Source organism: Micromonospora sp. NPDC051141 (genome assembly GCF_044455765.1).
Lineage (GTDB): Bacteria > Actinomycetota > Actinomycetes > Mycobacteriales > Micromonosporaceae > Micromonospora.
Map to the genome: position 1 here is coordinate 283,993 of NZ_JBITFD010000011.1, position 6,875 is coordinate 290,867.

The 6,875-nt window shown below is 72.1% G+C and carries 5 protein-coding genes and 1 rRNA gene; 2 read left to right on the top strand and 4 right to left on the bottom strand.

Going from position 1 to position 6,875, the window contains the following annotated elements:
- Window positions 1-21 precede the first annotated feature (21 nt).
- Window positions 22-1,287 carry a VOC family protein gene (locus ACIA6B_RS22160; RefSeq protein WP_396775876.1) on the top strand — a complete coding sequence of 422 codons (1,266 nt, stop codon included), beginning with the start codon at window positions 22-24 and terminating at the stop codon, window positions 1,285-1,287.
- Window positions 1,288-1,304: 17 nt separating this feature from the next.
- Here ACIA6B_RS22160 and ACIA6B_RS22165 read toward each other — a convergent pair whose 3' ends face one another.
- The 3 genes from ACIA6B_RS22165 to ACIA6B_RS22175 all read right to left on the bottom strand — a co-directional run bounded on the left by ACIA6B_RS22165 (window position 1,305) and on the right by ACIA6B_RS22175 (window position 5,842).
- Entirely contained in the window at window positions 1,305-1,763 is a 459-nt protein-coding gene (locus ACIA6B_RS22165) for a DUF4233 domain-containing protein (RefSeq protein ID WP_396775878.1), read from the bottom strand.
- Window positions 1,760-3,103, bottom strand: coding sequence for a bifunctional folylpolyglutamate synthase/dihydrofolate synthase (locus tag ACIA6B_RS22170; RefSeq protein ID WP_396775880.1), 1,344 nt, complete (start codon window positions 3,101-3,103; stop codon window positions 1,760-1,762). The genes ACIA6B_RS22165 and ACIA6B_RS22170 overlap by 4 nt, the downstream gene beginning before the upstream one ends.
- A 120-nt stretch (window positions 3,104-3,223) precedes the next feature.
- Window positions 3,224-5,842 carry a valine--tRNA ligase gene (locus tag ACIA6B_RS22175; RefSeq protein WP_396775882.1) on the bottom strand — a complete coding sequence of 873 codons (2,619 nt, stop codon included), beginning with the start codon at window positions 5,840-5,842 and terminating at the stop codon, window positions 3,224-3,226.
- A gap of 69 nt (window positions 5,843-5,911) precedes the next feature.
- On the opposite strand from ACIA6B_RS22175, the gene ACIA6B_RS22180 reads away from it, so the two are divergent.
- Entirely contained in the window at window positions 5,912-6,589 is a 678-nt protein-coding gene (locus ACIA6B_RS22180; RefSeq protein ID WP_396775884.1) for a hypothetical protein, read from the top strand.
- Between the two features lie 46 nt (window positions 6,590-6,635).
- Here the strand turns inward: ACIA6B_RS22180 and rrf are convergent.
- Window positions 6,636-6,752: ribosomal RNA gene (gene rrf, locus ACIA6B_RS22185) — 5S ribosomal RNA — on the bottom strand.
- Window positions 6,753-6,875: the final 123 nt, after the last annotated feature.

Sequence of the window (6,875 nt, forward strand, 5' to 3'; positions counted from 1 at the left end):
GGAACCCCTGGGAGGTCCACTGTGGCGAATGGCGGGAACCGCACCATCGCGCCGGTACGCAAACTGATCGGCGCGGTGCTGGGCACCGTGGCCGCCTTCGTGACCCTGTTCGGGCTCGGCATGACCAGTTGGGCGATCGTGGCGCTCGGCGTCGCGCTGCTGGTGCTCGCGATAGCCCTGGCCACGGTGCGCGGCGGTGGCCGCACCTGGGTGATCGGCCTGGGGCACGTGCACAGCGCGTCCGAGCCACCCACGCAGTACGCGTTCGGTCGTTGCGAGTTGCAGCTGGTGATCGACGCCCCCGGGCTGCCGCCCCGCTCCAAGAAGATCATCGAGCCCCGGGTGCCGGTGGCCAAGTGGCCGTCGCTCGGCCAGGCGCTGCCGGTCCGGGTGGCCCTCGACGACCAGCGTCACGTCCGGGTGCTCTGGGACGAGGTGCCCACCCACGCCGAGAACGCCGCCACGGTCGCCGACCTGCCGCCCGAGTACGCCGGGCCGGACCAGCCGCTCGACGAGCCGCTCATCGGGCAGGAGGCGCCGCCGTGGGCCGGGCGCGCCCCGGAGGACGACTTCCGCGACGACTTCCGCGACGACTATCCGCCCGCACCGGACCCGCTGCTGGACGACGTCACGCTGCGCGGCGAGGACCGCGAGCCGGTGGTGATGCACCAGCGGCCCGGCGGCCCGGTCGTGCTGGAGGGGCAGCTGGTCGAGCCGACCGCCCTCGGCCCGCTCCCGCGCCGCGCGCCGGCGCCCCGTGCGCCGGCCGAGGAGCAGGACCCGGACACGGTCCCGGTGGAGTCGATCGACGTGCCGTTGGACGCCCCCGAGTCCGCCACCACGCCCACCCCGCAGGAGCTGGACGAGGCCATCTTCGGCCCGGTCGGCGACGCCGAGCCGGACGAGCTGGCCAGCCCGATCAGCGGGGTCGGCATCACGCTGCTCGTCACCGATCTGGACCGGTCCCTCGACTTCTACCGGGAGTTGGGCTTCGACGAGATGGACCGGGGCGAGGGCAACGCCGTGCTCTCCTCCGGGCCGACCCGGCTGGTGCTGCGCCGGGTGACCGGGGCCGCTCCGATCAGCCGCCGGCTGGTGCACGTCAACCTGGAGGTCGACGACATCCAGGCGGCGTACGAGCGGCTGCGCGAGTCCGGCGTGCGCTTCACGTACGCCCCGCGGGTGGTAAACCGGGGCACCAAGCTGGAGGTCTGGGCCGCCGCCTTCCGCGACCCGGACGGCCACGGCGTCGCGCTCACCCAGTGGCGCACCCTCGCCGACGCCTGACCGCCCGCCCTCGGCGTTCAGCCGAGGATGACCCGCCGCACGTGCAGCGCGTACGCCCACACCAACGCGAAGATCACGCCGAGCCCGAACAGCGACCAGTGCAGCAGCCCGGAGAGCAGCAGCAGGCCCTGGAGCACGGTGCCGGCGTGCCAGGCCCAGGGGCGGCGCATCATGCCGGCCAGCACCACACAGGCGACCGCCAGCGCGACGATCACGGCGATCGCGGCGCCGCCCAGGTCGCCGCCGACCACCCGGATCGGCTGGATGGCCAGCAGCAGCACCAGCGCCTCCAGCGCGAGCGTGCCGGCGCCCAGCCCGCGTACCGCCCGGTCCGGGTTGCGCAGCCCGGAGCGGCGGACGCCGTCCGGCTGGTCCGACCCCGGCTGGTCCGACCCCGGCTGGTCCGACCCCGGCTGGTCCGACCCCGGCTGGTCCGACCCCGGCTGCGCGTCCGGGCGCTGCTCCGGGCCGGTCATCGCTTGAGCAGCCGGCGGGCGTCGGCCACGGTCACCACCGAACCGGTGATCAGCACGCCCACCCCGGCCAACTCCCCCGGCACGTCGGACTCGGCCTCCGCCACCGCCGCCTCGATGGCGTCGGGCATGTCCCGGGCCACCTGCACCCGGTCCGGCCCGAAGACCTCCCGGGCCAGCTCGGCCAGCTCGTCGACGGGCATCGCCCGGGGCGAGCTGTTCTCCGCGACCACGATCGTGTCCAGCACCGGCTCCAGCAGTTCGAGCAGGCCCGCCGCGTCCTTGTCGCCGAGCACCGCCAGCACGCCGACGAGCTTGCTGAACGCGAACTCCTCCTGGAGCGCGGCCACGGTGGCGGCCATCCCGTGCGGGTTGTGCGCGCCGTCCAGCAGCACCGTCGGCGCGGTACGCACCCGCTCCAGCCGGCCCGGGGAGCTGGTCGCCGCGAAGCCCTCACGGACCGCCTCGATGTCGAGCTGCCGCCGCGCACCGGCCCCCAGGAACGCCTCCACGGCGGCCAGCGCCACGGCCGCGTTCTGCGCCTGGTGCGCGCCGTGCAGCGGAATGAAGATCTCCTCGTACACCCCGCCCAGGCCCTGGATGGTCAACACCTGGCCACCGACGGCGACGGCCCGGCGCATCACCCCGAACTCGGCGCCCTCCCGGGCGACCGTGGCGTTGACCTCGGCGCAGCGTTCCAGGATCGGCCGGGCCGCCTCTTCCTCCTGCGCCGCGGCGATCACCGTGGCGCCGGGGTGGATGATGCCCGCCTTGTGCAACGCGATGTCCTCGATCGTGTCGCCCAGCCACTCGGTGTGGTCCAGCCCGATCGGCGTGATCACCGCGACACCGGCCTGGATCACGTTCGTCGCGTCCTCCGCGCCGCCCAGCCCGACCTCCACCACCGCCACGTCGACCGGGGCGTCGGCGAACGTGGCGAACGCCAGCGCCGTGGTCAGGTCGAAGTACGTCAGCGGCTCGGCGGAACGCTGGTCGACCAACTCGGCCAACGGCGCGATCTCCCGGTACGTCGAGACGAACCGTTCCTCACTCACCGGCTCGCCGTCCAGGCTGATCCGCTCCCGGACGGTCTCCAGGTGCGGGCTGGTGTAACGCCCGGTGTGCAGCCCGAACGCCCGCAACAGCGAGTCGATCATCCGGGCCGTCGAGGTCTTGCCGTTGGTGCCGGTCAGGTGGATCGACGGGTACGCCCGCTGCGGGCTGCCGAGCAGGTCCAGCAGGCTCTCGATCTTCTCCAGCTCGAACCGCATCCGGGTGAAGCCGCGCCCGTTCAGCGCGGCCTCCACCTCGACGAACGCGGCATGGTCGGTACGGTCGCTCACGCGGAGCCACCTTCCGTTCGCGACTGCGGGGCTCGCAACACCGGCTCACTCCTCGCGCTCACGCGGAGCCACCTTCCGTTCGCGACTGCGGGGCTCGCAACACCGGCTCACTCCTCGCGCTCACGATGTCAGCGCCTTCAGGGCGGCGTCGATCCGGGCCAGGTCCGTCTCGGCCACCGCCAGCCGCTCCCGGATCTTCGCGACCACCGGCTCGGGCGCCTTGCCGACGAACGCCGGATTGTTCAACTTCGCCCGCGCCTGGGTGGCCTCCTTCTCGGCCGCCGCGCGGTCCTTGGTGAGCCGGGCACGCTCGGCCGCGACGTCGATCGCGCCGCGGGTGTCCAGCGCGACGCTCACCTCGCCGGGCATGGCCAACGTGGCGCTGGCCTGGAAGTCGTCGCCGGGCGCGTCGAGCCGGGCCAGCGACCGGATCAGCGGCTCGTGCGCCGCGACGCCCGCGCCGGCCAGGCCGTCGAGCCGGGCGGTGACCCGCTGGGTCGGCCGCAGCCCCTGGTCCGAACGGAACCGGCGGACCTCGGTCACCACCCGCTGCAACGTGGCGACCTCCGCCTCCGCGGCGTCGTCGATCCCGGTACGGTCCACCGCCGGCCACCGGGCCGCCAGCAGCGTCTCCGCGCCGGTCAGCGCGGTCCACAGCTCGTCGGTGACGAACGGGATCACCGGATGCAGCAACCGCAGCAACTGGTCCAGCACGTGGCCCAGCACCCGGCGGGTGGCGTCGGCCGCCGGCCCGCCCTCGGCGAGCACCGACTTGCTCAGCTCCACGTACCAGTCGCAGACGTCGTCCCAGGCGAAGTGGTACAGCAGGTCGCAGACCTTGGCGAACTCGTACGCCTCGAACTGCTCGTCCACCTCGGCGGTGACGTGCGCCAACCGGGACAGGATCCACCTGTCGACGGTCGACAGCTCACCGGCCGCCGGCAGCGGACCGTCGGTGTGCGCGCCGTTGAGCAGCGCGAACCGGGTGGCGTTCCACAGCTTGTTGCAGAAGTTGCGGGAGCCCTGGCACCACTCCTCGCTGACCGGCACGTCCTGGCCGGGGTTGGCGCCGCGGGCCAGCGTGAACCGGGTGGCGTCGGCGCCGAACCGGTCGATCCAGTCCAGCGGGTCGACCACGTTGCCGAACGACTTCGACATCTTCTTGCCGTGCTCGTCGCGGACCATGCCGTGCAGCGCCACCACGTCGAACGGCTGGACGCCGTCCATCGCGTACAGGCCGAACATCATCATCCGGGCGACCCAGAAGAACAGGATGTCGTAGCCGGTGACCAGCACGCTTGTCGGGTAGAACTTGGCCAGGTCCGGCGTCTGCTCCGGCCAGCCGAGCGTGGAGAACGGCCAGAGGCCGCTGGAGAACCAGGTGTCCAGCACGTCCTCGTCCTGGTGCCAGCCCTCGCCGGTGGGGGCGGCCTCGTCCGGGCCGACGCAGACGATCTCGCCGGCCGGGCCGTACCAGACCGGGATGCGGTGGCCCCACCAGAGCTGGCGGGAGATGCACCAGTCGTGCATGTTGTCCACCCAGGCGAAGTAGCGCTTGGCCAGCTCGGCCGGCTCGATCTTCACCCGGCCGTCCCGCACCGCGTCGCCGGCCGCCTTGGCCAGCGGCCCGGTGTTGACGAACCACTGCAACGACAGGCGCGGCTCGACCGTCGTCTTGCACCGCGAGCAGTGCCCCACCGCGTGCAGGTACGGCCGCTTCTCGGCCACGATCCGGCCCTGCTCGCGCAGCGCCGCCACGATCGCCGGGCGGGCCTCGTACCGGTCCAGGCCCTGGAACGGCCCCGGCGCGGTGATCACCCCCCGCTCGTCCATGATCGTCAGCGAGGGCAGGTCGTGCCGCTGCCCGATCTCGAAGTCGTTCGGGTCGTGCGCCGGGGTCACCTTGACCATGCCGGTGCCGAAGCTCGGGTCGACGTGCTCGTCCGCGACGATCGGGATGCGCCGGTCGGTGAGCGGCAGCGCCACCTCGGTGCCGATCAGGTGCTGGTACCGCTCGTCGTCCGGGTGCACCGCGACCGCGGTGTCGCCGAGCATCGTCTCGGCCCGGGTGGTGGCCACCACGACCTCGTCGCCGTAGCGGATCGAGACCAGCTCGCCCTCGTCGTCGGTGTGCTCGACCTCGATGTCGGAGAGCGCGGTGAGGCAGCGCGGGCACCAGTTGATGATCCGGTTGGCCCGGTAGATCAGGCCGTCGTCGAAGAGCTTCTTGAACATGGTCTGCACGGCCCGGGAGAGGCCCTCGTCCATGGTGAAGCGCTCCCGGTCCCAGTCGACCGCGTCGCCGAGCCGGCGCATCTGGCCGAGGATCGCGCCGCCGGACTCGGCCTTCCACTGCCAGACCCGCTCGACGAACTTCTCCCGCCCGAGATCGTGGCGGGACAGCCCTTCGCCGGCGAGCTGCCGCTCGACCAGGTTCTGGGTGGCGATGCCCGCGTGGTCCATGCCGGGCAGCCAGAGCGCCTCGAAGCCCTGCATCCGCTTGCGCCGGGTGAGCGCGTCCATCAGCGTGTGCTCGAACGCGTGGCCCATGTGCAGCGAGCCGGTGACGTTCGGCGGCGGGATGACGATGGTGAAGGGCGGCTTGTCGCTGTCCGCCGTCGCCCGGAAGTGCCCGCCGGCTACCCACTGCTCGTACCGTCGCTGCTCTACCTCGCCGGGCTGGTACTGGCCGGCAAGCGTCGGGGCGTCGGGGCGTCGGGCATCCAGTCTCTCGGTCACTCTCAAAGTCTACGGAGCGCTTCCGGAGACCCGACGTGCGCCACCGGTGATTCGCGTACGGTGGCGGACATGTCCGACGCGCATCTCACCGAGCGTCAGGTCGACGGGGGTCACGGTCCGGTCGAGCTGACCGACGAGCCGATCCGACTGAGCCGCCGCGACCCCGCGCAGGAACCCGAACGACGGCCCGTCTCGCGACGCCGCAAGGTCGTGCTGGCCGCGGTCCTGGCGGCCGGCCTCGCCGGCGTCGGCGCGCTCGGCCTGGGCGGCTGGCGGGTGTTCCAGCAGAAGGACACCGAGCTGACCCAGCCGCCCGGGGTGGCCGGACTCACCCGGGACGACAGCGACCGGGCCCGCAGCACGGCCGAGTACCTGCGGGACGGGTTTGCCGCCGACATCGACCTGGACCGCAGCTTCGGCGCGGTCTACTCGGACCCGGCGGACGCGAAGCGGTCGGTGCTGCTGTTCGGCGGCACCACGCTGCTCTGGCAGCCGGAACGGGACCTGGACACGCTCTTCGGCCTGATGGCCGACGAGACCGGAAAGGTCTCGGCGGTACGCGAGGTCGACGCCGGCCGCCTGGGCGGCGTGATGAAGTGCGGCACCACGACCGGCGACGGCGGTGACTTCGCGGTGTGCGGCTGGGCCGATCACGGCAGCGTGGCGATGGGGATGTTCCCCGGCCGGGCGGTGGACGACGCCGCCGCGTTGTTCCGGGAGATTCGCGAGGGCGTGCAGCGTCGGTGAACGCAGTTCAGGGCCACCCCGAAGGGTGGCCCTGAACTGGAAGATTGTCCGGCGGTGTCCTACTCTCCCACACCCTCCCGAGTGCAGTACCATCGGCGCTGGAGGGCTTAGCTTCCGGGTTCGGAATGTAACCGGGCGTTTCCCCTCCGCCATGACCGCCGTAACTCTATGAACATATCAACCAACAACCTACAGGGGTTTGGTGTTCGTTCAGAGTTGCACAGTGGACGCGTAGCAGCTTGGTAGTCAAGTCCTCGGCCTATTAGTACCGGTCAACTGAACCCGT